The organism is Ichthyenterobacterium magnum, assembly GCF_003610635.1.
Taxonomy (GTDB): Bacteria; Bacteroidota; Bacteroidia; order Flavobacteriales; family Flavobacteriaceae; genus Ichthyenterobacterium; species Ichthyenterobacterium magnum.
Genome location: NZ_RAQJ01000001.1, coordinates 725,012 through 747,871, shown reverse-complemented (window position 1 = coordinate 747,871; position 22,860 = coordinate 725,012). Strand labels below are relative to the sequence as shown.

At 30.0% G+C, this 22,860-nt stretch carries 26 protein-coding genes; 6 read left to right on the top strand and 20 right to left on the bottom strand.

The features are described 5' to 3' along the window. The first annotated feature begins 12 nt into the window (after window positions 1-12). From BXY80_RS03610 to BXY80_RS03600, 3 genes are read left to right on the top strand one after another with little or no spacing between them, the layout of a single operon-like run. Complete coding sequence (locus BXY80_RS03610; protein ID WP_120199836.1) at window positions 13-492, top strand: GNAT family N-acetyltransferase; 480 nt, start codon at window positions 13-15, stop codon at window positions 490-492. 1 nt (window position 493) lies between these two features. Further along, window positions 494-1,744, top strand: a complete 1,251-nt coding sequence (locus BXY80_RS03605) for an aspartate kinase (RefSeq protein ID WP_120200345.1) — start codon at window positions 494-496, stop codon at window positions 1,742-1,744. A gap of 22 nt (window positions 1,745-1,766) precedes the next feature. Beyond that, complete coding sequence (locus BXY80_RS03600) at window positions 1,767-3,608, top strand: GNAT family N-acyltransferase (protein WP_120199835.1); 1,842 nt, start codon at window positions 1,767-1,769, stop codon at window positions 3,606-3,608. Between the two features lie 5 nt (window positions 3,609-3,613). Here BXY80_RS03600 and BXY80_RS03595 read toward each other — a convergent pair whose 3' ends face one another. The 10 genes from BXY80_RS03595 to BXY80_RS14100 form a co-directional block, all read right to left on the bottom strand. Further along, entirely contained in the window at window positions 3,614-3,913 is a 300-nt protein-coding gene (locus BXY80_RS03595; RefSeq protein ID WP_245977152.1) for an arsenate reductase/protein-tyrosine-phosphatase family protein, read from the bottom strand. 125 nt (window positions 3,914-4,038) lie between these two features. Next, entirely contained in the window at window positions 4,039-4,530 is a 492-nt protein-coding gene (locus BXY80_RS03590) for a GNAT family N-acetyltransferase (RefSeq protein WP_120199834.1), read from the bottom strand. 2 nt (window positions 4,531-4,532) lie between these two features. After that, window positions 4,533-5,030: a DUF6428 family protein gene (locus BXY80_RS03585; RefSeq protein WP_120199833.1), complete on the bottom strand. Its 498-nt coding sequence runs from the start codon at window positions 5,028-5,030 to the stop codon at window positions 4,533-4,535. Between the two features lie 45 nt (window positions 5,031-5,075). Beyond that, window positions 5,076-5,399 (bottom strand): ArsR/SmtB family transcription factor, encoded by a 324-nt coding sequence (locus tag BXY80_RS03580; RefSeq protein WP_120199832.1) that lies wholly within the window; start codon window positions 5,397-5,399, stop codon window positions 5,076-5,078. Window positions 5,400-5,511: 112 nt separating this feature from the next. Beyond that, window positions 5,512-5,943 carry a TM2 domain-containing protein gene (locus BXY80_RS03575; RefSeq protein ID WP_120199831.1) on the bottom strand — a complete coding sequence of 144 codons (432 nt, stop codon included), beginning with the start codon at window positions 5,941-5,943 and terminating at the stop codon, window positions 5,512-5,514. Window positions 5,944-6,123: 180 nt separating this feature from the next. Continuing rightward, complete coding sequence (locus tag BXY80_RS03570; protein ID WP_120200344.1) at window positions 6,124-6,510, bottom strand: VOC family protein; 387 nt, start codon at window positions 6,508-6,510, stop codon at window positions 6,124-6,126. A gap of 14 nt (window positions 6,511-6,524) precedes the next feature. Next, the gene (locus tag BXY80_RS03565; RefSeq protein ID WP_120199830.1) at window positions 6,525-6,983 is read right to left on the bottom strand and encodes a DUF1801 domain-containing protein; all 459 of its coding nucleotides are present in this window, start codon (window positions 6,981-6,983) and stop codon (window positions 6,525-6,527) included. A gap of 3 nt (window positions 6,984-6,986) precedes the next feature. After that, entirely contained in the window at window positions 6,987-7,496 is a 510-nt protein-coding gene (locus tag BXY80_RS03560; RefSeq protein ID WP_120199829.1) for a DUF4199 domain-containing protein, read from the bottom strand. Window positions 7,497-7,515: 19 nt separating this feature from the next. Then, a complete protein-coding gene (locus BXY80_RS03555) occupies window positions 7,516-7,887 on the bottom strand; it encodes a VOC family protein (protein WP_120199828.1) in 372 nt (123 codons plus the stop codon). A 195-nt stretch (window positions 7,888-8,082) separates the two neighbouring features. Continuing rightward, complete coding sequence (locus tag BXY80_RS14100; protein ID WP_120199827.1) at window positions 8,083-8,493, bottom strand: response regulator transcription factor; 411 nt, start codon at window positions 8,491-8,493, stop codon at window positions 8,083-8,085. Between the two features lie 583 nt (window positions 8,494-9,076). On the opposite strand from BXY80_RS14100, the gene BXY80_RS03545 reads away from it, so the two are divergent. Genes BXY80_RS03545 through BXY80_RS03535 form a run of 3 tightly spaced genes read left to right on the top strand, consistent with a single transcriptional unit; the run spans window position 9,077 to window position 12,784 of the window. After that, on the top strand, window positions 9,077-9,322 hold the full coding sequence (locus BXY80_RS03545) for a hypothetical protein (RefSeq protein WP_120199826.1): 246 nt from the start codon (window positions 9,077-9,079) through the stop codon (window positions 9,320-9,322). A gap of 4 nt (window positions 9,323-9,326) precedes the next feature. After that, window positions 9,327-10,085: a GLPGLI family protein gene (locus BXY80_RS03540; RefSeq protein WP_120199825.1), complete on the top strand. Its 759-nt coding sequence runs from the start codon at window positions 9,327-9,329 to the stop codon at window positions 10,083-10,085. Window positions 10,086-10,120: 35 nt separating this feature from the next. After that, window positions 10,121-12,784, top strand: a complete 2,664-nt coding sequence (locus BXY80_RS03535; RefSeq protein ID WP_120200343.1) for a carboxypeptidase-like regulatory domain-containing protein — start codon at window positions 10,121-10,123, stop codon at window positions 12,782-12,784. On the opposite strand, the gene BXY80_RS03530 is transcribed toward BXY80_RS03535, so the two are convergent. From BXY80_RS03530 to BXY80_RS03485, 10 genes are all read right to left on the bottom strand, one after another. Continuing rightward, window positions 12,781-13,758 (bottom strand): 2-hydroxyacid dehydrogenase, encoded by a 978-nt coding sequence (locus BXY80_RS03530; RefSeq protein ID WP_120200342.1) that lies wholly within the window; start codon window positions 13,756-13,758, stop codon window positions 12,781-12,783. The genes BXY80_RS03535 and BXY80_RS03530 overlap by 4 nt on opposite strands. A gap of 68 nt (window positions 13,759-13,826) precedes the next feature. Continuing rightward, window positions 13,827-14,192 (bottom strand): cupin domain-containing protein, encoded by a 366-nt coding sequence (locus tag BXY80_RS03525; RefSeq protein ID WP_120199824.1) that lies wholly within the window; start codon window positions 14,190-14,192, stop codon window positions 13,827-13,829. Window positions 14,193-14,218: 26 nt separating this feature from the next. Next, window positions 14,219-15,589 (bottom strand): magnesium transporter, encoded by a 1,371-nt coding sequence (gene mgtE, locus BXY80_RS03520; RefSeq protein WP_120199823.1) that lies wholly within the window; start codon window positions 15,587-15,589, stop codon window positions 14,219-14,221. Next, entirely contained in the window at window positions 15,589-16,368 is a 780-nt protein-coding gene (gene rsmA, locus BXY80_RS03515) for a 16S rRNA (adenine(1518)-N(6)/adenine(1519)-N(6))-dimethyltransferase RsmA (protein WP_120199822.1), read from the bottom strand. Before rsmA ends, mgtE begins: the two co-directional genes overlap by 1 nt. Window positions 16,369-16,439: 71 nt before the next feature. Continuing rightward, window positions 16,440-16,763: a DUF4286 family protein gene (locus BXY80_RS03510; RefSeq protein ID WP_120200341.1), complete on the bottom strand. Its 324-nt coding sequence runs from the start codon at window positions 16,761-16,763 to the stop codon at window positions 16,440-16,442. A gap of 11 nt (window positions 16,764-16,774) precedes the next feature. Next, window positions 16,775-17,005, bottom strand: a complete 231-nt coding sequence (locus BXY80_RS03505; protein WP_211328339.1) for a hypothetical protein — start codon at window positions 17,003-17,005, stop codon at window positions 16,775-16,777. Window positions 17,006-17,014: 9 nt separating this feature from the next. Then, on the bottom strand, window positions 17,015-18,790 hold the full coding sequence (locus BXY80_RS03500) for a tetratricopeptide repeat protein (protein WP_120199821.1): 1,776 nt from the start codon (window positions 18,788-18,790) through the stop codon (window positions 17,015-17,017). A gap of 391 nt (window positions 18,791-19,181) precedes the next feature. Next, window positions 19,182-20,456: a serine--tRNA ligase gene (serS, locus tag BXY80_RS03495; RefSeq protein WP_120199820.1), complete on the bottom strand. Its 1,275-nt coding sequence runs from the start codon at window positions 20,454-20,456 to the stop codon at window positions 19,182-19,184. 44 nt (window positions 20,457-20,500) lie between these two features. Beyond that, window positions 20,501-21,814: an HTTM domain-containing protein gene (locus BXY80_RS03490; RefSeq protein WP_120199819.1), complete on the bottom strand. Its 1,314-nt coding sequence runs from the start codon at window positions 21,812-21,814 to the stop codon at window positions 20,501-20,503. Next, window positions 21,807-22,739, bottom strand: coding sequence for a bifunctional riboflavin kinase/FAD synthetase (locus tag BXY80_RS03485; RefSeq protein WP_120199818.1), 933 nt, complete (start codon window positions 22,737-22,739; stop codon window positions 21,807-21,809). The genes BXY80_RS03490 and BXY80_RS03485 overlap by 8 nt, the downstream gene beginning before the upstream one ends. Between the last annotated feature and the right edge of the window lie 121 nt (window positions 22,740-22,860).

The following is a 22,860-nucleotide window of genomic DNA, read 5'->3' as shown; positions in this document are numbered from 1 at the left end:
AAATTATTTTGAATGAATTTTACAATAAGAACAGCAATTAAAGACGATATGTTTCAAGTACTTAATTTAATTAAGGAGCTTGCGGTTTTTGAAAAAGAACCTGATGCTGTTAAAATAACGGTTGAGGATTTACAAAAATCTGGCTTTGGAGATCAACCAGAATTTCATTGCATTGTTGCTGAGATAGACAATAAAATTGAAGGTATTGCAATTGTATATAAACGATTCTCTACTTGGGTAGGTTCTGCATTACATTTAGAAGACTTAATTGTAAGCCAAAATGTTAGAGGAACTGGTTTAGGAACCGCACTTTTAGATGAGGTTATTAAATATGGAAATAGTATTGGTGCAAAACGTATTTGCTGGGAAGTTTTAGATTGGAACGAACCAGCTATTGAATTTTATGAGAAGAAAGGCGCAAACGTTATGCGTGATTGGGACGTTGTTCAGTTAGATGAGCAAGGAATTAAAGAATACATATCAAAACTATAACATGCAAGTATTTAAATTTGGTGGCGCTTCTGTTAAAGATGCTAATGGTGTTAAAAACCTAGCAAATGTATTACAAAGCGTAGGTTATAAAAACACACTTGTTGTTGTTTCTGCTATGGGGAAAATGACCAATGCATTTGAATCTATTATTAATAATTATTTTAATAATAAAACAGAGTTACAAAGTTCGATACAAGATGTAAAAAAGTTTCATAATGAAATTATATTAGATTTATTTGAAAATGAGCACCATCCAATATTTAATAAACTCATATCAATTTTTGAAGAATTTGAAAGCTTCTTAAAACGTAATAAATCACCAGATTACAATTTTGTTTATGATCAAACTATAGGTTATGGAGAGCTTATTTCTACAACTATTATTAGTGCATATTTAAATGAAATCGGTATTAAAAACCATTGGTTAGATGTTAGAGAATGCATTAAAACAGATGATTATTACAGAAGAGCTAATGTTAATTGGGAAAAAACACAAACTCAAATTAAATTGCAATTAAAAACGAATGTCTTAAATATTACTCAAGGATTTTTAGGAAGCGATTCTAATAACTTCACCACAACATTAGGACGAGAAGGAAGCGATTATACAGCGGCTATTTTTGCATATTGTTTAAATGCTGATAGTGCAACTATATGGAAAGATGTGCCTGGTGTTTTAAATGCAGATCCACGTTACTTTGAGAATGCACAACTTTTAAACAAAATATCGTATCATGAGGCTATTGAGTTGGCTTTTTACGGTGCATCTGTAATTCATCCTAAGACATTGCAGCCTTTACAACAGAAAGAGATTCCGTTGTATGTGAAGTCGTTTTTAAAGCCAGAAAACTCAGGAACAATGGTGGCTAAAGGAATAGCTTTAGAACCAAATATACCTTGCTTTATAGTTAAAAAGAATCAAGTATTGGTGTCACTATCTTCATTAGATTTTTCATATGTTGTTGAAGAAAATATAAGTGAAATTTTTAGCTTACTACATTTATATAAAATGAAAGTTGATGTTATTCAAAACTCAGCTATTAGTTTTTCTGTATGTTTTGAGGATAGTTATAATAATTTAGAAAAATTACTACTTCATTTAAAAGCAAAATTTAGAGTAACATTTCATAAAAAAGTGAGTCTTTATACTGTAAGGCATTATAATGAGCAAGCAATTAAGCAACTAGAAAAAGATAAAACAGTAATCTTAAAGCAATTAACTAGAGAAACAGTACAAATCGTAACTAAATAAACAATTTAGTACATTTACACCTATGGCTAAACAACAAGATATTGGATTAGTAACCGCTAAAGAAGTAGCAAAAGCTATTCATGCAGATAAATATGGTTTTATAGGCACTTTTTTTGGATGGATATTAATGAAAGTACTTAAAATATCTACACTTAATAAAATATATAAACGAAACAAACATCTTAATGACGTTCCGTTTTTAGATGGGATACTTGACGATTTTCAAATAAAATTTGAAATCCCAGAAGAAGACCTTAAGCGTTTGCCTAAAGATGGTGCTTATATTACTGTGTCTAATCATCCACTCGGAGGCATTGATGGTATTTTATTGTTAAAATTAATGCTCGAGCAACGAAAAGATTTTAAAATCATAGCCAATTTTTTATTGCATCGTATTGAGCCATTAAAGCCTTATATAATGCCAGTTAATCCTTTTGAAGACCGAAAGGATGTTAAATCTAGTATTGCAGGTTTTAAAAACGCAATTTTGCATTTAAGAGAAGGACATCCTCTTGGTGTTTTTCCAGCAGGAGAAGTATCTACATATAGAGATGGAAAATTAGTAGTAGACAAACCTTGGGAAGATGCTGCAATGAAGCTTATTCAAAAAGCAGAAGTACCAGTTGTTCCTATTTATTTTCATGCAAAAAACAGTAAGTTATTCTATAAGCTTTCTAAGATTAGTGATACGTTTAGAACAGCCAAATTACCTTCTGAGTTATTAACTCAAAAGCATAGAACTATTAAAGTAAGAATAGGTAAATCTATTTCGGTAAAAGCTCAAAAGGAACATGTTTCGCTTCATGATTTTTCTGAATTTTTAAGAAAGAAAACCTATATGCTTTCTAATTCATTTGATGATAAAGAAAAGGTATTAAAAAATATTTCATCAACTTTAAAAACACCAATTATTCCTAAGGTTCCTAAAAAGATTGTAACACCAGTAGATTCTGATGTTATGATTAAGGAGGTTGAAGCTTTAAAAAAGGATGATAGTAGATTACTTAAAAGTAAAAATTATGAAGTGTATTTAGCTTCGGCTAAAAAAATACCTAACATTTTAAGAGAATTAGGAAGGCTTCGTGAGATTACATTTAGAGAAGTAGGTGAAGGCACAAATGAAGCTATAGACTTAGATACTTTTGATACCTATTACCATCATATGTTTCTCTGGGATGATGATAAAAAAGTAATTGCAGGAGCTTATAGAATGGGATTAGGTTCTAAAATATTTGAAGTTCATGGGATTGATGGGTTTTACCTTCAAGATTTATTTCGTTTTGAACCAGAGTTGCATAAGATGATGAGCGAAGCTATAGAAATGGGACGTGCATTCATTATTAAAGAATACCAACAAAAACCTATGCCTTTATTTTTATTATGGAAAGGCATTGTACATACTACATTACGTTACCCAGAACATAAATATCTAATTGGAGGCGTTAGCATTAGTAATCAATTTTCAAATTTCTCAAAATCGTTAATGATTGAGTTTATGAAATCACATTATTACGATCCTTATGTTGCTCAATATGTGCATCCTAAAAAAGAGTTTAAAGTAAAGCTAAAAGATGCAGACAAAGACTTTGTTTTTGATGCCACTGAAGCCGATTTAAACAAGTTTGATAAGATTATTGATGAGGTTGAACCTGGAGCACTTAGAATGCCAGTACTTCTTAAAAAATACATTAAGCAAAATTGTAAACTTATTGGGTTTAATGTAGATCCATTATTTAATAATGCAGTTGATGGTTTAATGTATATTAAAATTGCCGACTTACCAGAAAGTACCGTTCGACCGGTTATGGAAGAATTTCAAGCTGAATTAGAACGCAAGTTCTCAGGTAATGGCGAACAAGAATAAGATCCTTAAAAATTTCGTTTCGCAAAATCTTCGCAATACTGTTTAATTTCATTTCTAGCTTTTAAAAAAGCAGCATGTTTTTTGGCGTCAGTTCCGTTAACTTTTGAAGGATCAAAAAAGTTATGCTGTAATCTTACAGCATTTTTACTTGGTATATAAGGACAGTTTTCATTAGCATAATTACAAACAGTGATTATGTAATTAAAATCGATGGCTGCATATTCATCAACATGATTAGATGTGTGATGCCTAATATCTAAACCGTCTTCTTTCATAATTGCTAATGCGCCTGGATTTAAAGTCATGAGTTTCAATACCTGCGCTATAAATATTGAAGGAGCGATTATCTAAAAAGTAATTTAAATAACCATGTGCCATTTGGCTTCAGCATGAATTTCCTGTGCAAGTACTAAGATGTTTTTCATTTAATTTATATGTTTTTATTTCGTTTTTCAAGAAGATGATTGTCATACCATTTTCCGTTTAATTGACCAATTTTTTCTCTAATACCAACAACTCTAAAGCCACACTTTTTATGCAAATTTATACTTGCCAAGTTTTTAGAAAAAATTCCAGCTTGTAAGGTCCAAAAACCGTTATGTTCACTTTCTTTAATGAGCTGTTTAAGTAGTGCTTCACCTATATTTCGGCCTCTAAATTTTTTAGCGACATAAACACTTACTTCAGCAACACCTTTATAAACTTCACGTTTTGAAACTTGAGACAAAACAGCAAAGCCTAAAGCCTTATTTCTTTTAGTTGCAACAATTCTACATGAATTTATATACTTAGAGTCCCATTGCTTCCAATTAGGAATTTCGGTTTCAAAAGTAGCTAATCCAGTAGAAATACCTTCAGCATAGATTTTTGAAACCGAATCCCAATCATTTTCTAATAATGGTCTAAGTATTATTGTGGTCATTTTTAACAGCAATTTCCGTTTGGTGAGCAACATGGTTCTTCGCTAGAAGACACTGTTTCTAATTCTTCAGAAACGCCACAAGTTTCTTTTGCTTTACAAGCTGTTTTTTCTATAGCTAATTTAATAATAAGGTTATTTCCTTTTATTTCGTAATCGTTAACAAATTGTTGCGCTGTGTGAAATGTTGCGTTACTATATTCAAACTTTACTTCTGAGTCAAGCGTATAAGGTTTTATTGTGCCAACCTTTTTTAATATAGCTAAAGCTTTATAAACAGACATAAATTCTGTTTTACCAAGTTCACTTGGGCTTTCCCATAGTTGAATAATAGTTTCTTTCCAAGCATCAGTTTGAGATCCACAATCTACAGAGTCTATAGATATGTGCTTAACTTCTGTAATATGATAATTTGCACCAACTAGTAAGTTTGGAGCATATTCAAAAAGTAAAGATTTGTCTTGATTTTGTTCTAATACGTTAAATAATTCTTGAGTATTCATATGTTAATATTTTAAAGTTTTGTACAATAGTTAAATGTGTTTTTACTAACAACAATTTGATTTTGTTTGGTTAAAAAAAGAATTTAATAAGGTTTGAAATTCTTGAAAACGTTCAATATTTATGCAGTAGCAATGACTTTTGCCTTTGTAGGTTCCTTTAAGTAAACCAGCATCATTAATTACTTTTAAGTGTTGTGAAATAGTTGACTGTGATAAGCCAATTTCATCAACAATATCATTACAAATACAACTGTCTTGTTTGCTTATGTATTGTAGAATTGCTACTCGAGCTGGATGCGAAAATACCTTGGCTATTATGGCTAAATCTGTAGTGCCTTTATTATAAATATTGAGTTTTGAAGCTCCCATTAGTCTATTTGTTTGGTACAAAGATACAATTAAATCGTAATATTGCAATATTACGATAATAAAATATTAAAATAAAGTCAATGCATCTATTTGCATTGACTTTATTATGTGATTAAAACCAAGGTTTTTGTCCTACTTGGTATGTATTATAAAATTCTTCGTCAGACTTTGTTAAGTAAATAATACCTTCTACAAGACCTATTATACTAACAACTAGAGTTCCTATGCCACAAGTTAAAAAGTATAAAACTATTGAGGAAACAAGCATAATGGCTCCTTCTTTGTTATATCCTAAAACAAATTTATGCACTCCAGCCCAACCTAAAACAATTCCTAATACACCAGCAAGAACTTTTTTGTTGTCTCCAGTGGCACTAGTAAATGCTTCCTTGGCACTATCTGCAAACTCAGATGCGGCTTCTTTTGCATCTTCGGCAAATTCGCTTGCTTTTTCTTTTGCATCACTTGCAAACTCTTTTGCGCCATCTTTTGCATCATCTAACATATCATTTAGATCATCGTTTAAATTTTTATCATCAGACATATTTGTATTATGTTTTTGGTTAGACTATAAAGTTAATAAAAAAATAGAATAAATACATCTTACTTATTTACTAAAAAAGTGTTTAAGGAAGCTTTTGGTTTTAATGAGTCTTACGTAAAATTTTATTTACTTCAGATTTTAGTTGTTTTACCTTATTTTAAAGTTTTTCTGAATTGCTTGTTACATAAAAGCTTTATCTATAGGTTCCCAAAGCTCTATTTTGTTTCCGTCATTATCTAGTATCCAGCCAAATTTTCCATACTCGTACTCTTCAACTTCTCCTATAATGGTAACACCTTCTTCTTTTAAGGTTTTTAATAACTCATGTAAGTTTTCTACACGATAGTTAAACATAAAGTCTTTTTTTGAAGGCTCATAGTATTTGGTGTTTTCTGCAAATGGACTCCATTGGGTTGAGCAGTCTTTACCGTCTTTATCTTTCCACCAAAAGGTACAACCATAATCATCTGTATTAAAACCTAGATGTTTTTTATACCAATCTTTTGCTGCTTTTGGATCTTTGGTTTTAAAGAATAAACCGCCAATTCCTGTTACTCGTTTTTTCATAGAATTAGTTTTATTTATTGTTTTTTGTTGCGTGATTCGTATATCTGAATCCACTCATCTACAGTCATTTTTTTAACAAGCTCAGCTATTAACTCAAAAGGGATTTCTTCTAGTTTTTTAAATCGAATACAGCTTTTCCCCATATCTAACTTACGTTTACAGTGTTTAGGGTATTCGTTAACAAACCAATCGTGTAATTCTGGTTTTGCGTAAATTCCGCTATGGTATAAGTTTACTGAGTTTTTTTGTGAAGCAAAACTCATAAATGGCAAAGGCTCGTTTGGAGTGCAATGATAGCCGTCTGGATATGTGGAAAGTGGAACATAATACCCAATCATTTTATATTGCATGCCTTCTTCAAAACCTTTTGGTAAATTATCATTTATTACTTGTCGTAATTTCTTTAAAGTAGCTTGGCGTTCTTCAGGAACTTGACTTATATAGTCTTCTGGTGATGTAGCTTCGTATTGCATAATTTATTTTTTTTGTTGTAGAATGAGTGATGAAATTAATGATATTATTAAACCTATCATAACTACAGTTATAAACATAATGAAAGCCATAAAGCCAGACCCTCCATAATCGTCCATTTGTTTTACTAAAATATCTTTTTGTTTTTCGAATTCTTCAGTAGACATTGTTTCTTTCATTGTACTTAATGTCTTGTCTAAATATTCAGTTGCGAAATCTGGATTAATTATTGTAGTGTAAATATAATCTGCTATTCCAATCCCTAAGCCTACAAAAACAGCTATAAGCAATCCAATAACAAACCCATTACCAAACGATAAGATACCTTGGTTTACATGATCTCGATAGTGTTTAATTCCAAAGAAAATAAAGGATAATGATGCTAGCATGGTTATATAGCCAAAAACTTCCTGCGTTGTGTAGCTCATACCTTGGCCTAACCAAAGCACCAATAGAAATAGTATAATAGCAACTAGTAGTCCGTAACTCCCATATTTAATGATTGTGTTTTTCATAATTGTTTTAATTTAATGTTTATATATGTTGATCGATAAGTATTGTGTTTCCATCTGGATCAAGGAACACAATGCTAGCAGGACCAGAATCACTTCTATCTGTTTCTTTTTCTAATTTTACACTATTAGATTTAAGATGTTTTTGAATGTTTCTAACATCGTCATAGGTATCTAGCGTATTTGCGTTTTGATCCCAACCGGGATTGAATGTTAAAATGTTTTGCTCAAACATACCTTGAAAAAGACCAATGATTGTATCGCCATTTTTCATGATTAAATAATTATGCTCTATGTTTCCAGCAAAGACTGAAAACCCCAAAGTTTCATAAAATGTTTTAGAGATTTGAATGTCTTTAACATTCAAACTCAATGAAAATGCACCTAATTTCATATGTATATATTTATTGTTTTTAATGGTTATATAAAATAGCTAATACTATCTTCTTTTATTCTAGTGAATAAATTTTGGTTATAGATGTTTCATAATGTTAACTATTATAATATTACACAAAACTATGAGATGCCTTTAAAATATAGCTCATACTAAAGTACCAAACCACTCATACTTTAGTTTAAAATAAGGATTTTATATAATATTAAAATCTTTTGCTATTTGTAACGCTTGCGTACGTCGCTTTGCATTTAATTTTGTGAGTAGATTAGATACATGTGTTTTAATGGTACTTTCTGAAACAAAAAGTTTCTCACCAATTTCTTTGTTTGAAAGCCCTTCAGAAATACCTAAAAGAACTTCATATTCACGTTTACTTATATCTAAGTCTTCTATTTTTTTATAATCTATTTCTTTTGTTGCATTTGTTTGTTTGTGAAGACTCTTTTTGTTGAGGTATATACCTATAAAAAAGAAAACAATGGCAATTGTAGCTATAACAAATTCAGAATTTAAATCGCCAGAGATGATGGCGTATTTACTAATCTGGAATAATAATAACAGTGCTAAAATGAGTAAGCCAAAAACAAGAATGGTTTTCTTCATTGAATAAAATTAGCTAATTAGAATGGTTTGCTAAAATAAATGTATATCTGTTTTATGTTGTAAGTTTTTTTTAAATGTCATTCCGAATTTGTTTCGGAATCTCATCACTCAATTTTAACAGTTTAAAACTAGAAATGATTTACTATATAGATTTTTCAACAGTTTTTGAGATATGCAAACTTAAAAATGTTAAAATAAGAGGAAAACCTCCATCTAAAGTTACGGTTTTTCTGTACTCTATAAGTATAGTGGTTATTCTCAAAGCAAAAAACACCTATAAAACTTATTAACAACAAGTTATGTAAAAATTTAGCATAATAAATTTTGTGGTTTAGCGTTTTTTTTTTTGTAGGTTTGGAGTGTTGAAAGTGACAATTTGGGTCATTTGCAAAGTCGCCCAATTGTTATCGAGGCAAATAGATTAATCTAAAACCAGCGTTGGTTATTTTTATTACCTTTTATAAGACTTTGCGGTGTATTATTTGGCTTTGCAACCAAGACTTTGTGATTTTTAGACTTTGCGGTTTATTGTATTAACCAACCTATGTAAACTATAACCATAGGTTTAAAATTTTTAGAAATTATGAAAAAATTAAAAAAAACATTTAGTGTTTTAGCTGTTGTATTTTTTATGAGTAGTACGTTGAATGCAAAAACTGAAATTCCAACAAGTTATGAACAATGTATGGACAGAGCTGAAGCTACTGAAAATCAATTACTACAGCAAGGAGCTTCTTCTTCTTTTGCGTATAATTATGCTAGTGATGAGTTAGGTGATTGTATAGATTCAGTTGATGAGGCAGCAGCAGAATATTGGCTAACTCATTAATATTATGGTATGGATTAAAAACAGATTGGTTTTTATTTTAGTTTTCTCAGTAATAAATTATTGCTATTCGCAGCATATAGTTGTTAACTATAAGATTATAACTTATGGAGATTTTATAGAAAAAAAAACAGAAAACAGAAATTCTGATGTTGTAGAAAAGATTAATAATTCCTTTCAATTAGTTAACCTAATGAGAATGCATCTAAAAGCAACTCAAACAGAATCTGTTTATTGGGGAGATAATAAAGTAAATTCTGGAGCTGATGAACGATATTTTAATCTTGCCAAGTTATATATAAACAATGATGACATTTATTTTACAAACTTAAAGGAAGGTATTATATCTAAATCGTTCAATGCTTTCGAAAAGGATTTTGTTATTCATAATTTAATAAGTAATGTAAAATGGATATTACATAAAGATTCAAAGTTTATTAATAAATATAAATGTTTTAAGGCTACAACATTTTATGAGATAAAAAACCCAAAAGGAGTCTTTAGAAAAGAAGTAGTAGCTTGGTATACATTGGATATCCCTTATAGATTTGGTCCTAAAAATTTTTCTGGATTACCAGGTTTAATATTAGAAGTAAGAGATGATAATATAATATATGTTGCTGATGTTATCGAGTTTAAGGCGGAAGATATTGTTATTGAAGTAAATGCTAAAGGAGAGAATATTACCCAGAAAAAATTAGATGATATGGCAGAAGAAGCTATGGACAATAGAAGAAAACTTGCCAAATCTAAAAGAAGAAATTAATGATGTATAATGCTAATAAGCATTTAAATTTTTTTATGTTAATCCTGCTTATAACAGCAGGATTTTCTCTTAATGCGCAAACTGTTATTGTTTCTGGAAAGGTAACAGATACTTTACAAAACCCACTAGCTTATGCTAATATTTTAGCCATACCAGAAGCTAATGACCAAGACCTGCGTTTTGCTATAACAGAAGCTAATGGTACTTATAAATTAGGTTTAGTAAAAAATCAAAGCTATAAAGTAACCGTTAGTTATTTAGGTTATACCTCACAAACTATAGCGATTACCACCACAAACCAAAATCTAACTAAAAACTTTAGTTTAAGAGAGAACCCTAACCAGCTTGATGAGATTACCCTTAATTACACACCACCTATAACAGTAAAAAAAGACACCATTACTTATAATGTAGATAGCTTTAAAACTGGAGAAGAGCGTAAATTACGTGAGGTTTTAAAAAAATTGCCAGGTGTAGAAGTTGATAAAGCAGGTAATGTTACTGTACAAGGTAAAAAAGTAACCAAGGTATTGGTAGAAAACAAAACCTTTTTTACAGGTAATACCAAGCTAGCTGTAAATAATATCCCAGCAGATGCAGTAGATAAGGTAGAAGTATTAGACAATTATAGCGAGGTTGCTATGCTAAAAGGCTTGCAAGATGGTGAAGACATGGCAATGAATATAAAATTAAAAGCCGATAAAAAGAAGTTTGCCTTTGGAGATGTAGAGTTAGGTGCAGGTATTAAAGATAGGTACCTTGTACATCCAAATCTTTTTTATTACAGCCCAAAAACCAACGTTAATTTTATTGGTGATTATAATAATCAAGGGATAAAAAGTTTTAGTTTTAGAGATTATATAGATTTTGAAGGTGGTTTTGGTAAGCTTATGAGTGATGCAGGTAATTATTTTAGTTTGTATAACAGTGATTTTGCCCAATACCTAAATAATCAAGATTATACAGCAAACACCAACCAATTTGGAGCCTTAAATATTAGACAGTCTATTAATACTAAAACAGATGTTAGTGGTTATATTATTAGCTCAAAGAGTAAAACAGAAACGCAAAGCAATACATTAAATGAGTACCTTAATCTTGATGATGCTTTTATTGAAGATAGAAACACAACTAATAGCATCAACAAATTTTTTACTATAGCTAAACTAACCTTAGATTATAACCCAAGTCATGATGAAGATTTTGCTTATAATAGTTTTGTAAAACTCACAAATAATGATGCAAATGGTTTAACAACAACCATAAACCCATCACAAAATAATAGTATCAATACCCTAACAGATATTAAAGAGTTGAATCTAAAACAAAATATAAGTTATAGCCGTAAACTCTCAAAAAACCATACAGCGACTTTACAAGCAACGTACAATTATAAAAATGATAAACCTATTACAGAATGGTTTACCAACCAACAGATTTTACAAGGTTTAATTCCTTTAGAGGATGATACTGTGTATAACATTTTACAAACTAAACGCTCTAACTCACATAATGCAAATGTAATACTTAAAGACTATTGGGTACTTAATAATTTTAATCACCTCTATACAAGTTTTGGAGTTAATGCAGCATTTAACAGTTTTGAAAACCAAGATGTACAGCAATTAAGTAATGGTAGTATTAACAATTTTAACACAACAGGTTTTGGTAACGATTTTATATATAACTTTATTAATACCTTTGTTGGTTTAGAATATAAATTTCAAATAGGTAAGGCAATATTTAAACCCATGTTGTATTACAATTTTTATAGTTGGAACACCAAACAATTAGACGATAGGTATTCTAATAAAAAAGTATTACTGTTACCAAAGTTTACCACCAAAGTAGAGTTTAATAATAACGAAAAACTCCATTTTAGATATCAACTTAATGCACGATTCCCTGCTATTAACCAATTGGCTAATAATTTTATACTTAATAGTTTTAATCGTGTATTTAAAGGTGATGCCACTTTAGAAAACCAGTTGTATCACACAGTAAGTTTGAGCTACTACAAGTTTAGCTTGTTTAAAAACCTTAATTTTAATATTAACACTAATTTTAATAAAAGAATAAAGACACTTAAATCGACGACACAATTGCAAGGCATTGAACAGTTTAGTACATCAGTTTTATTTGACCAACCAGAACATAATTTTAATATTAGTGCAAGACTCTCTAAGAAGATAAACAAAATTAAATACAATATAAGAGGTCGTTTTAGTTACAGTGATTTTTTTCAAATTTTGAATACTAATACCAACCTAAATATTTCAAAAGGGATATCATCAACGCTAAGTGTCGAAACGTTTTTTAAAGACCATCCAAATATAGAAATGGGTTATACTAAAGATTTTAATAATTACCGTTCTTTTAGCGTTATTAACAAATTTGAAAACGACCGCTTTTTTGCAAATGTTGAGTATGATTTTTTAAAAGATTTTATTTTTAAAGCAGATTATAGTTTTGATGCTTATACTAATAAAAGCGCAAATACCAAAAACACCTTTGATACTGCAAACGCATCGTTATTTTATCAAATTGAAGACAGTCCTTGGGGGTTTGAAATTAATGCAACTAACATATTTGATGTAACAGTTAAACAACAAAACACATTTAATAGTTTTTTAATTAGCGATAGTAAAACATTCATTTTGCCAAGAATAATCATGTTTAAAGTGGCTTATAAGTTTTAACAAAATTTAGCTTTTATTTTATCTACAATAGTTTGTGCGAGTTTTTCTTTACTTTCAATAGTCCATCCGGCTACATGAGGTGATAATAAAACATTATCTGCTTGAATTAAATATTCAAAAGCTTCGGGTAAATTAGATTTTTTGCCTTTACGCATTAATCTTATGCTTGAGTCTTGAGGTTTAAAAAGGTTTTCAAAAGACGCTTTTTCGTATTCTAAAACATCTAAACCAGCGCCTAAAATTTTTCCAGATTCGAGAGCTTTTACCAAATCTTTAGTAAGTACACTTTTACCTCTTGCTGTATTAATTAACCAAAATGGTTTTCTAAAATCATTTATAAAATTTGAATTAATCATATTTATGGTTAAGTCTGTTTGTGGTGTATGCAAACTTAACACATCAGCCTTTTCTTGTAGTTCTTTTAAGGTTACTTGTGTGGCATTTTTATCACCTACATTTTGTTTTATATCATAGCAAATTACGTTTACATCAAAACCTCGAAGCTTTTTAGCAAAGGCTTTTCCCATATTGCCATAACCTATTAAACCAATTGTTTTGCCATCTAATTCAACACCTCGATTAGCTTCACGCAACCATTTGCCTTGTCTTACTTCTTTATCAGCTTTATTTAATTTATTAAAAAGAGATAATAGCATTGCTAAGCTATGTTCGCCAACCGCATTTCTGTTGCCTTCTGGAGCAGCGATTAAAGTGATGTCTTTTTGTTCTGCATATTCACAATCTATATTTTCTAATCCAGCACCAACACGACCTATGAATTTTAAATTAGTAGCCTTGTCTAAAAAATGTTTATCAATAGTGAAGCGGCTTCTAATAATGATGCCATCATAATTTGAAATTTTAGCTTCGATTTCAGATTTTGATGATGTGTAATCTTCATGATTTGTAAAACCTAAATCGTTAAGTTGATTGATTAATAAGTTATGATTAGTATCTATGTGAAGAATTTTCATGTTTTGATTATTTGAAAATTGCATGATTATGAGATGCTAAACAAGTTTAGCATGACGTTTCTACCTAATTATATTTTTGGGTATTCTGTTTGTGTTTTTTCGTGTTGTACGTTTCCTGTGTGAGCTGTGGTTAATTTTTCGAATAAAAGCACATGTACTTCTTCATTGTTTTTAGTAGTAGGATTGTGTTCTACACCTTTTGGGATAACAATAATCTCACCTTCATTTACAACTTCGGTTCTATCACGAAATTGCATATATAAAGTACCTTTAATTACTTGAAATAGTTCGTCTTCATCATCATGACTGTGCCATACAAATTCACCTTTGAGTTTTGCTAAAATGACTTGCATATTGTCAACGATAGCAATTTGGTGTGGATGCCAGTTTTTATTAAACTTAGAAAACTTGTTTTTAATATTAATTGCATTCATACCATAAAAGTACAAAAGCTTTTGGGTTATATGCCTAATATCATTTTGGCAATCCAGAAGTAAATTAAAATTCCGAAGATATCATTGCTGGTTGTAATAAATGGACCTGTAGCAATTGCAGGATCTATTCCTCTTTTATCTAGAAAAAGCGGAACAAAAGTTCCAATGAGTCCTGCAACAATTATAACTACTACTAAAGATATTGAAATAGCTAATGCCGTATAAACATCATTTTTATAAATCCAAACGAAAAGAAAAAGAAATGCTGCTAGAATGACTCCATTTAATGCAGCAAGAAACATTTCTTTAATTAAGCGGTTATTAATACTTCCTTTAACATCATCATTAGCTAAACCTTGTACAATTATGGCACTAGATTGCACGCCTACATTTCCTGCCATTGCAGCAATTAATGGTGTAAAAAAGAATAATACAGCATGATCTTTTAGCATATGCTCAAAATCTCCCATAATAAGTGCAGCACCAACACCACCAATAAGCCCTAAAAACAACCAAGGTAAACGCGCTCTGGTAAGTTCTATAATGCTATCATCTGCTTCTACATCTTGTGTAATACCTGCGGCTAATTGGTAATCTTTCTCTGCTTCTTCTTTAATGACATCTACAATATCATCAATAGTAATTCTACCTAATAAGGTTTGGTTTTTATCTACTACAGGAATGGCTTCTAAATCATATTTTTGCATGACTTTAGCAACGTCTTCAACGCCTTCGTTAACATCAACATAATCTACTTTTGGGATATATACAGTAGAGATATGTGCTTTTGGAGAAGCCATTAATAGGTCTTTTAAAGATAATCTTCCAATTAATTTTCCAGCAGCATCAATAACATAAATTGAGTGTACTCTAGTAACATTTTCTGCTTGAGCACGCATTTCACGTACACATTGAGTTACGGTCCAGTTTTCGTTAACCTTAACCAACTCTTTTGCCATAAGACTACCAGCGGTATTATTATCATATGCAAGTAGCTCGGTAATTTCTGCTTTATGTTCTTCGTCTTCAATTAACTCAATAATTTCTTCTTGACGTTCTTCGGGAAGTTCTGCAATGATATCTGCTGCGTCATCTGTGTCGAGCTCTTCAATTTCTTCAGCAATTTCTTTGTCAGAGAGATTTTTTAGTATCTTTTCACGAAGATCTTCATCTAATTCTGTTAGTATATCAGATGTGGTTTCGCTATCAAGAAGTTTGATAACATAAATGGCATGGTTAAAGCTTAGCTCGTCTAGAATTTCTGCAATATCAGCATAGTGGAATTCATTTAAAAACTCAAGAGTTGTTTTATCCTCTCTAGAATCTATTAAATGTTCTACTTTTTTAATAAGCTCATCACTTATTTGAAATTGAATATTTTCGTTGAGTTCTTCCACTAGTTAGTTTTGTCGTTTTCAATTAAAGTCGTCAGCTCGATAAACTGTTCTACGTTTAATTGCTCTGGACGTTTGCCAAATATAACATCTTCTCTTAAAATATCACTTAAATGGAATGTCTTTAAGCTATTTCGAAGTGTTTTTCTACGTTGTTGAAAGGCAGTTTTTACGACTTTAAAAAATAATTTTTCATCGCAAGGAAGTGTGTAATTTTCTTTTCTAGTGAGTCTTAAAACACCAGAATCTATTTTTGGTGGCGGATTAAAAACCGTTGGTGGTACTGTAAATAAATACTCAGCCTTATAAAATGCTTGAGTTAATACAGAAAGAATACCGTAAACTTTACTGCCTTCTTTTGAGCATATACGTTGCGCAACTTCTTTTTGAAACATGCCTGAAAATTCTGGTATCTGTTGGCGCATTTCTAAAGTTTTAAATACGATTTGCGTAGAAATATTATATGGGAAGTTTCCTATTATAGCAAAGGGTTCTTCTTTAAAAACTTCATTTAAATCATACTTTAAAAAGTCTTTTTCTATAATTCTAGAAGCTAGGTTTAGGTAATTGGCTTTAAGGTATTCTACAGATTCTGTATCAATTTCAATAACATGTGTTGTAATATCTTTTTTAAGTAAGTATTTGGTTAAAACACCCATTCCTGGACCAATTTCTAATACATGTTTATAGCCTTTTAACATTAACGAATCTGCAATTTGTTCTGCTATGGTTTCGTCATTTAAAAAATGCTGACCTAAATGTTTTTTTGCCTTTACTGTCATTAGTCTTTAGTTTCTAGTCGATAGTTGTTAGTTAACTAATAGTATCTTTAAAAAATATATTGTGTTGTAAATCATGTAAAATTTACTGAATACTCATCAACAATTTGTAATTCGGTTCTAAATGCTAATGATTTATCTGCAAAGCGTTTTAAGCCTTCGTTACGTAATTTCTCGGCATCGTCTCTATAGTATGCATCTAAAGCTTCACGAGAATATGATCTGTATTGAATAGAATAGGTGAGTCCACCCATATCTTCTCCAACCAAAACTTTTGTTAGTGTTGCTTTTTCAAATTTACCTGTTGCTAATACTTGAGGTATGTGCTCTTTAATCCATTTAAGCCATTCGTCATGAATGCTTTCATCTATGTTTACAGTAACATTGTATATATACATTTGCTGTTTCATTATAATGTTTTTGCAAATAACAGGACTTCTTCGTCATCATCAAAAGGTTTTATTCTTTTTTGATAAGATAAGCCTAATTTTTTTATTAGTTTAATTGAGTTATTGTTTGAAGGTGAAGTAATTGCTAAAATGATTTTAAGCTTAAATTCTTCTTTGGGAAGTTTTAAAAAGAAAGGTGCATTATCAATTGTAAATTTTGAAATGATAAAGCTATTAGTTTCGGCAATCATTGATTGTTATTAGTTTATTGTATCTCCGCGAAGCATTCTATATTTTTTACGAGCTTCGACAAAATAGATGCTGTCTTCATGTTGAAAAATGATATTTTCGTAAAGTGGTTTAGCTTTCTCTGGCTCGCCTAATTGTGTATTGTATAATTCGGCTAAAAAATAGTGTGCATCATCAGCTAATATCTCAACTCTATAATTAGCTATTATGTATTGGTAATTGGATGCTGCTTTGGTGTATTGTTTTTGTTTTTCAAACAATTGCGCTTGTTTTAATAAGGCTTGGTCTTCAATGCTTTCTCCTTTATGTTCGGTAAGTATTTTATCTAAAAGCAAAATAGCATCTTCGGTTTTATTTTGAAATGCCATTAAATCTGCTTTTGCATAAAGTTTTAGAGCGACATGAAGTGTATCTTCATATTTATTATCAGAAATCAATAGTTTTAAATCTAAAGCATCATTTGCAATTAATTGAGATGTAGATGCTTTTAATATTTTTAGTTGAGATTCTGCCCATTCAAAATCACCTTTATAATAACTAGTTTTTGCAACTTTAAATCGAGCCTCTTGAGAGATTGTACTGTTTTTTAAGTTGGCTTGTATTTGCGAATAATAGATTAATGCTTCATTAAATTTTTCTTGATAGACTAATATATCTGCCAATTTTAATTTTACTGTAGCTTCTTGAAATGCTGAGGTTTCTAGTTTTAGTGTTTTCTTTAAAAACTCACTTGCTTCTTTAGGTTTATGTAAATGGAATGCTAAAAAATGACCATATGCTATTTGTAAAGCTAGTGTTTGTTCGTAAGTTCCATATTGATTAAATAGAGCTAAATACTTTTTATCTATATCATTAAACTGTTTTTTTGTTGCATTAATAATTTCGATATCTAAAAGGTATTGATGTGCCAGTAACACAGTTTTAATGTTTTGTGAGTTATCAATAATATAATTAAAAATGGTGTTTGCTGTTTCGTATTCTTTTTTATCTACAGCTGTAATTGCAAGCTCAATAATACGTGATAAACTTTCAGGGTTTCTTTTATAAAGTGCTTTTTCTTGTGTAAATGATTTGTTATAAGCTTTTTCTTGAACAAATAACCAGCTTAATAACTCATACCAATATGGGTCTGGTTGTGTTTGAAGCTTTTTAAGCAGTATTTTTTTTAGAAATATATTGTTTTCATTATCCTTGTTTTCTGAAATAAAATCGCTAAATGCACGCTTAGCATTATTTATAAAATCTGGTTTAAACTCTATATAATTTACATAATTAGAAAACATTTGCTCAATATTACCTTGCTCGCCATAAATACGAGCTAATTGTATACTAAAGTTTTTCTCTGGGTTAAGCTCCATTCCTTTTTTATACACAATAATAGCATTATCTAATAAAGATAACTCTTCAAACTTTCTAGCAATATTAAAGGTGTAAACAGGTTTCTCATCAACCTTTAAAATAGCTTCGTTATAGTATTTATTTGCAAGTTCTAGACTATCTTTTAATTGGTAGTTATAACCTAATTCTACAAGAAGTCCTGGATACCGACTTATTGCCATTCGTTTTAAAAGTAATTCTTGGGCTTCGTCATAACGTTCTAATTGCTGTAGTGTTTTTATAATTTTTGTTAAGTTTTTACTACTTCCTTTTTTTGAGTTTAATTTTTGGTAAGCAATTAGAGCTTTCTCAAATTCACCACGTTTAAAGTAGTCATCAGCAAGTTGTTCACTTTGAGAAAAACTAAAAGTAAAATAGAGTAAACATAGATATAATAAAAAACGTTGCATAACACTAATTTATGTAAATATAACAAATGCTATAACTACTTATTGTGAATGTTTTTATAAAAAAAATGCCTGAACGTTAGTTCAGGCATTACCAGTCAAAATAAATGTGCTATTAACCATTATAATTTTTAAAAATGATTCAGTTATTCTGCTACGGCATTTTTAAGGTTTATTGAAATTGTATTATTTTAAAAAAAAACTTTACTGGCTAAAACAATTAGGGCAATAAGTAATACAATGCGTTTAATATTTTTCATAAGTAGGTTGGTTCTTATTTGGAATACTAACTTCAATAATATTTATGAAAAAACAAAACAATCATTGATTTTTTCGTTAAACAGCATGTTTTTTTAGCATTTAATCGGAAGTGTTTAGGAAAAAGATTACAAATCTATATTCTATCAAATCCAGTATAAGGAACTAAAACCTCTGGAATTTGTATACCATCTTCGGTTTGATAGTTTTCTAAAATACCTGCTAATACTCTAGGTAAAGCTAAAGAACTTCCATTAAGTGTGTGGCATAATTGATTTTTACCATCATTGTTTTTGAAGCGTAATTTTAAACGATTTGCCTGAAATGTTTCAAAATTTGATACAGAAGATATTTCTAACCAGCGATTTTGAGCTGTAGAAAATACTTCAAAATCATAAGTTAAAGCAGCTGTAAATCCTAAATCGCCACCACAAAGGCGTAAAATTCTGTAAGGTAATTTTAATTCTTCAAGAATACCTTTAATGTGATTAACCATTTCATCTAAAGCTTGGTAAGAACGCTTTGGATGTTCAACTCTAAGAATTTCAACTTTATCAAATTGATGTAAACGATTTAATCCTCTAACGTGAGCACCATAACTACCTGCTTCAACTCTAAAACAAGGCGTGTAAGTTGTTAAGGCTTGTGGTAATTGTGATTCATCTAATAAATCACCTCTGTAAATGTTTGTAGCTGGAACTTCGCCGGTAGGAATTAAATATAAGCTAGGTTCTACATTAGTGGCATGATACATTTGACCGTCTTTGTCTGGTAATTGTCCCGTGCCAAAACCAGAGGCTTCATTAACTAAGTGCGGCACTTGTACTTCGTTATAACCAGCTGCAGTATTTTTGTCTAAAAAATATGCAATTAACGCACGTTGCAATCTAGCACCTTTTCCTTTATATACAGGAAAACCTGAGCCAGCAATTTTATTACCTAATTCAAAATCAATAATATCATACTTTTTTGCTAACTCCCAATGTGGCTGTGCGTTTTTATGTAATTTAGGGATGTCTCCTTGTCTAAAAATTTCTTCATTATCTTCATCTGTATTTCCAGCTGGAACCGAAGAATGAGGTACATTAGGAATTTTATAAAGTAATTGGTTTAGTGCTTCAACTTTTGTATTAAGTTGTTCAGTTAAATTTTTTGAATCGTCTCTTAATTGTGTTGCTTTTTCTTTAAGTGCATTTGCTTCTGTTGCTTTTCCAGATTTAAACAAATTTCCAATGTCTTTTGAAAGACTGTTAGATGTTGCTAAAGTATTATCTAGTTGTGTTTGAAGTTCACGCCTTTCTTCGTCAAAAAGAATAACATCTTCAATCATTTTAGAGGCGTCAATATTACGTTTAGTTAAACGGCTAATAACATCTTCTTTATTTTTTCTAATAAAAGGTACTTGTAGCATTACTGAAAAATTTAAGCGACAAATTTAAGAAATTGAAAGCTATTTTAATCTTGTTTTGAAGGTAAAATCCAATCGTTATGCTTAAATACACTCCATTCTACATTTGCGATATCTATTTCAGGATTTATAAGTGTTTTTCTTGGTTTACCATTAATACTTATATTACAATTAACAAAGACCTGAATGTCCACTCCATTTTCGGCATATTTTTTTTTCAAATGTTGAGCAAATTGCCAAATAACATCTGGTTTTGTTGTAGCACCTCGTTGTTGCTTTTTGGTTAGATAATCATTTAGATTTATAGGAATAATGGTGCCAGATGCTTTATCTATAACTTTATATTGAGCAAAACCACTTTTAGATCGTAACATCATTCGCCATGATAAACGATGACCTTCTTCTGTCCATAATACATTGTCTTTAATAAAATGATGCCTTAGCGGAAGTATAATTTGAACTGCAAAATAAATAAAAAACAGAGCCACAAAAAATGAACTGTATTTTGGTGTTATGATTTCTGATTGATTGTAATAAGGTTTCTTTTTTAAGAATAGCTTTTGAATAGTTTTAGGGTTAAAAAAGAAAAGTGCAAAAGCTAGAGACAGATAAGGAAATATGCCTACTTGAAAAATAATCGAGTTAAATAAATGAAAGAAAATAGAAGCAATAAATGCTAGTTTTCTAGTTGGTTTCCATAATAATAACGGAATTATTAAGCCATCAAATAAAATGCCTCCATATGCTACAAAATAATGCATCCATTTTTGCTGTAATAGTTCGCCAACTAATAAATAGTGTTGTTTACTTTTCATAAGTAATTCAGGAACAGAAACATTTAACCAATCAGGATATAATTTAGCAACTGATGCATAGGTATAAACAATAAACATTTGTAAAATAAATATATAGCGAGACCATTGTGGCATTGAATAACTAATAATACTAGGCTTAGATTTTGAGTCTACAGATAAATATTTATTTGCTGGTTGAAAAATCATTAAAGCACTTAACAACATTAAAAGGTAATAGTGGTTGTTGTATGATGATTTTTGCATAAAATATGTACATGACCACATTAGTGTAAATGCAAACATGCTCCATCTGTATTTATAGCCAACCATAACAAATAAGCCAAAAACTCCCATTACAGCATAGTAGGCATACATCCAATTTTCTGGAAGTGGTTGTAGCCATTCAAAACCAATAAAACTAAAGGTAAACTCAGGTTCTATAAGTGTGCGTTTAATCCAACCTGTAAATATTGCTCCAACGCTTTCTAAGAAAATAAGTAAGCCAAAAATGATTCTAAAAACAATAAGCGAACTATTATCTATATGTTTAAATAAGAAATTATACATCTGTATTTTCTATAAACAATTTAGCGTTTGCTCGATCAATAACTAATTGTTCTTTTAATAGACTTAGCGATTCAAACTTATGTTCACCTCTAAGATGCTTTAAAAACTCAACTTTAATGTTTTTGTTGTAAATATTGCTGTTAAAATTAAATAAGTTAACCTCTATAGATTGTTGTTTGCCACCAACAGTTGGGTTTGTACCAATATTCATCATTCCAAAAATTATTTGACTGTCAATAAAGCATTTTACAACATACACACCTTTTTTTGGGATGAGTTTATAATCTTCTTTTATAGATAGATTGGCCGTAGGAAAATTTATTGTTTTTCCAATTCCTTTTCCTTTAATTATGCTTCCTGAGATATAAAAATTATACCCTAAATATGAGTTAGCAGTTTTAATATCACCTTTAATAAGTGCATTTCTAATTTTAGTAGAACTTACTGCAACATCTTTAATATCTTGCGCAGAAATTTCCTCAACTTCAAATCCAAATTGTTTTCCGTAGATTTTTAAATCATCAATATTAGCACTTCTATTTTTTCCAAAATGATGATCATAACCAATGATGATGTGTTTTGCATTTAGGTGGTTTACAAGAATGGTTTCTACAAATTCTAAAGCAGTTAAATTCGCGAATTCTTTAGTAAATTTTTGTATAACTAAGTGGTCTAAATTAGAACTTGATAAAATATTTTTACGTTCGTCAATTGTATTTAAAAGTTTAATGTTTGAATCCTTTTGTAACACCATTCTTGGGTGAGGAAAAAACGTTAAAACAACAGATGAAAGCTTCTTTTTTTTTGCTGCCTTTATAAGGCGTTCAATTATTTTTTGATGCCCAATATGTACACCATCAAATGTTCCAATAGTTACTATAGATGGATTATTTGGGTAAGCTTCTAATGAGGTATGCTGTTTCAAAAAAAGAGATTTTTGTGTAAAAATACGTATTAGAGTGATTAAATGAAATAAGAGTTAAAAATTTCATAGCATTTTGTGTTAATAATTAGATGTTTGCTTACTTTTTAAGAAGATATAAGTG

Bases quoted from the DNA above. Each gene is read 5' to 3' on its own strand.
- BXY80_RS03605 (WP_120200345.1), top strand. From the start codon at position 494: ATGCAAGTATTTAAATTTGGTGGCGCTTCTGTTAAAGATGCTAATGGT.
- BXY80_RS03575 (WP_120199831.1), bottom strand. From the start codon at position 5,943: ATGTCTGATGATAAAAATTTAAACGATGATCTAAATGATATGTTAGAT.
- BXY80_RS03530 (WP_120200342.1), bottom strand. From the start codon at position 13,758: ATGAAAATTCTTCACATAGATACTAATCATAACTTATTAATCAATCAA.
- rsmA (WP_120199822.1), bottom strand. From the start codon at position 16,368: ATGACAGTAAAGGCAAAAAAACATTTAGGTCAGCATTTTTTAAATGAC.
- BXY80_RS14100 (WP_120199827.1), bottom strand. From the start codon at position 8,493: ATGAAGAAAACCATTCTTGTTTTTGGCTTACTCATTTTAGCACTGTTA.
- BXY80_RS03590 (WP_120199834.1), bottom strand. From the start codon at position 4,530: ATGACCACAATAATACTTAGACCATTATTAGAAAATGATTGGGATTCG.
- BXY80_RS03525 (WP_120199824.1), bottom strand. From the start codon at position 14,192: ATGAATGCAATTAATATTAAAAACAAGTTTTCTAAGTTTAATAAAAAC.
- BXY80_RS03540 (WP_120199825.1), top strand. From the start codon at position 9,327: ATGGTATGGATTAAAAACAGATTGGTTTTTATTTTAGTTTTCTCAGTA.
- BXY80_RS03570 (WP_120200344.1), bottom strand. From the start codon at position 6,510: ATGAAAAAACGAGTAACAGGAATTGGCGGTTTATTCTTTAAAACCAAA.
- BXY80_RS03510 (WP_120200341.1), bottom strand. From the start codon at position 16,763: ATGTATATATACAATGTTACTGTAAACATAGATGAAAGCATTCATGAC.
- BXY80_RS03490 (WP_120199819.1), bottom strand. From the start codon at position 21,814: ATGTATAATTTCTTATTTAAACATATAGATAATAGTTCGCTTATTGTT.
- BXY80_RS03600 (WP_120199835.1), top strand. From the start codon at position 1,767: ATGGCTAAACAACAAGATATTGGATTAGTAACCGCTAAAGAAGTAGCA.
- BXY80_RS03505 (WP_211328339.1), bottom strand. From the start codon at position 17,005: ATGATTGCCGAAACTAATAGCTTTATCATTTCAAAATTTACAATTGAT.
- BXY80_RS03500 (WP_120199821.1), bottom strand. From the start codon at position 18,790: ATGCAACGTTTTTTATTATATCTATGTTTACTCTATTTTACTTTTAGT.
- BXY80_RS03560 (WP_120199829.1), bottom strand. From the start codon at position 7,496: ATGAAAAACACAATCATTAAATATGGGAGTTACGGACTACTAGTTGCT.
- BXY80_RS03610 (WP_120199836.1), top strand. From the start codon at position 13: ATGAATTTTACAATAAGAACAGCAATTAAAGACGATATGTTTCAAGTA.
- BXY80_RS03585 (WP_120199833.1), bottom strand. From the start codon at position 5,030: ATGAATACTCAAGAATTATTTAACGTATTAGAACAAAATCAAGACAAA.
- BXY80_RS03595 (WP_245977152.1), bottom strand. From the start codon at position 3,913: ATGACTTTAAATCCAGGCGCATTAGCAATTATGAAAGAAGACGGTTTA.
- BXY80_RS03565 (WP_120199830.1), bottom strand. From the start codon at position 6,983: ATGCAATACGAAGCTACATCACCAGAAGACTATATAAGTCAAGTTCCT.
- BXY80_RS03580 (WP_120199832.1), bottom strand. From the start codon at position 5,399: ATGGGAGCTTCAAAACTCAATATTTATAATAAAGGCACTACAGATTTA.
- BXY80_RS03535 (WP_120200343.1), top strand. From the start codon at position 10,121: ATGTTAATCCTGCTTATAACAGCAGGATTTTCTCTTAATGCGCAAACT.
- BXY80_RS03545 (WP_120199826.1), top strand. From the start codon at position 9,077: ATGAAAAAATTAAAAAAAACATTTAGTGTTTTAGCTGTTGTATTTTTT.
- serS (WP_120199820.1), bottom strand. From the start codon at position 20,456: ATGCTACAAGTACCTTTTATTAGAAAAAATAAAGAAGATGTTATTAGC.
- BXY80_RS03555 (WP_120199828.1), bottom strand. From the start codon at position 7,887: ATGAAATTAGGTGCATTTTCATTGAGTTTGAATGTTAAAGACATTCAA.